This window comes from Pedobacter sp. 01N416 (assembly GCF_056399685.1).
Genome location: NZ_JBFTRT010000875.1, coordinates 1 through 1,950 on the forward strand (window position 1 = coordinate 1; position 1,950 = coordinate 1,950).

The window sequence follows — 1,950 nt, forward strand, 5'->3', positions numbered from 1 at the left end:
CTACAAGTTCTACTCAGCGAGTTGGGCACCAGAGCTTAAATATGCTGATTTTGTACTTTTGCTGTTAATGGGGATATTCATATTGGGAATTTTGGACCGAATGAAGAGGAAAGAAGATCCAATATTTGAAGATGATCCTTTTGGCGTAGATGCTCCAATCAGTACCAGTAGCAAAGATTTATTTGGAAGAACCGTTTTCGCAATCAGGATGGCTAAAAAGATACAGTCCAAACTTGACAATTCATATCTAGGTTCGCTTGCGATCGGTATTACAGGCAACTGGGGTTCTGGAAAGACCTCTTTTCTAAATCTAATAAAGTCTTCCATCGACGAAAGGGGCAGAATCATAATGGATTTTAATCCATGGAGAAGTTCTACTCCTGCGAAAATCATAACAGATTTTTTCGATCAGCTTACATCGGAGCTGATCAAATATGATCCCAAACTGTCACGGGAAATGTCAGCCTATGCAGAAAAGCTAACAGAAATAGAAGATGGGTGGGTAGCGGAGTCTGTCAAAGCAGGAGCTGATTTTGTTTTCGGCGGAAACATCGATGGAGTCAATTATGATGAGATCAATAATTCCCTAGCTGGCATAGAAAAACAGATCATTATTTTTATCGATGATCTGGACCGTCTTGAAAATCGAGAAATCATGGAGGTGCTTAAGGTGATTCGAAACACGGCAAGTTTTGTTAATCTAGTTTATGTAGTTGCATATGATAGAGCGTATGTTATTGAAGGGCTTGGTAAGCTCAATAGCCATCGATGTGAGCAGTATTTAGAGAAAATTTTTCAATATGAATTTGCCCTTCCAGAGGTGGCACCTTGCAATTGATTTCGAAATATATGATGTGATTAGGGAAGTTAGCTTTATTGATTTTTACCTTGTCCAGCTTATGAAGCTTGCATACTTTAAAGTGTATCAGATACTTGCAGTACATAACGATATTTTCTTCGTAAATGAAAAAGGAAAACTTAGACTGAGGGAGCTCGGGGAAACGGATTCCAACTTCGACGATATTGGAATGTTGCTTTTCGAGAACAATGAAAAAAAAATAAAAGATGATGGTGCAGGTGATGAAACTTGGTTTGAATTTTATCTAAAGGATGTCCTAAAATTATCAAAATTGGAAAGGGATCTTCTTATTGATCTCATGGCTTCTTTGTTAATTGAAAAAGATTTTAGAATAAATTCAGATCGTGCAGACTATAAATCTTTCTTATATCAAGTGAATTTTCCCAAATATTTCATGATTAGTTCTTTTGAACTTGAAATATCCTATCGCGAATTTGAAGATGCCAGAACCGGAGAACTAGATGCTTATTTAGAAAAAGTAAGAACGTGGGTGGCCGATCCCAATAAGAAATCTGAACTCGAAAGGAGGTTTGCTGCGATTACCGAATTCGATAATGTTGATGAATGGAAAAATCACATCAGTGCTTTGATAGAGATAGCTAAGGCCGACATTGCGCATAAAGGAGTGTATGCCATGAACTACAAACAATTAGTCGAAACATTTGCCTATCCTGCTACAAAGTTCAAACAGGATGATTTCTTTGGGAACGAAGAAAATTACAAGAAATACATCGAAAACTTCTTTGCATCTGCCGAGAGCCCATATATTCTAGAAGCGTATGTTCTAATGGCCGCGATTGCTGGTACATCCGGTTTTCCAATGACTACAAAAGAAATTGAAGACCAACTATTTATGTATTTTAATAAATATTGCTCTGATAATGAAGTGATTACTCAGGAATTCCGTTCCCTTCATCAAGCGGTGATCAGAAAAACAGATACGATAGATAAGAGCTATCCTAGGCAAGAAAGAGCCGAAAAACTATTCAAAGAGTATTTTATAAAAAATCTTACTGCGTGTGATTTAGGAGGTTTCATTGAGAAATACTTTGATCCCAATGACAGTTATTATCAGTTCGCTGATGAATGGG

Annotated in this window: 2 protein-coding genes; both read left to right on the forward strand. The window is 37.1% G+C overall.

The window, feature by feature from the left end:
- The coding region (locus AC1DND_RS28030) for a KAP family P-loop NTPase fold protein (RefSeq protein ID WP_477586150.1) at positions 1-838 on the forward strand (838 nt) is incomplete at its 5' end.
- The coding region (locus AC1DND_RS28035; protein ID WP_477586152.1) for a hypothetical protein at positions 801-1,950 on the forward strand (1,150 nt) is incomplete at its 3' end. The genes AC1DND_RS28030 and AC1DND_RS28035, both read left to right, overlap by 38 nt.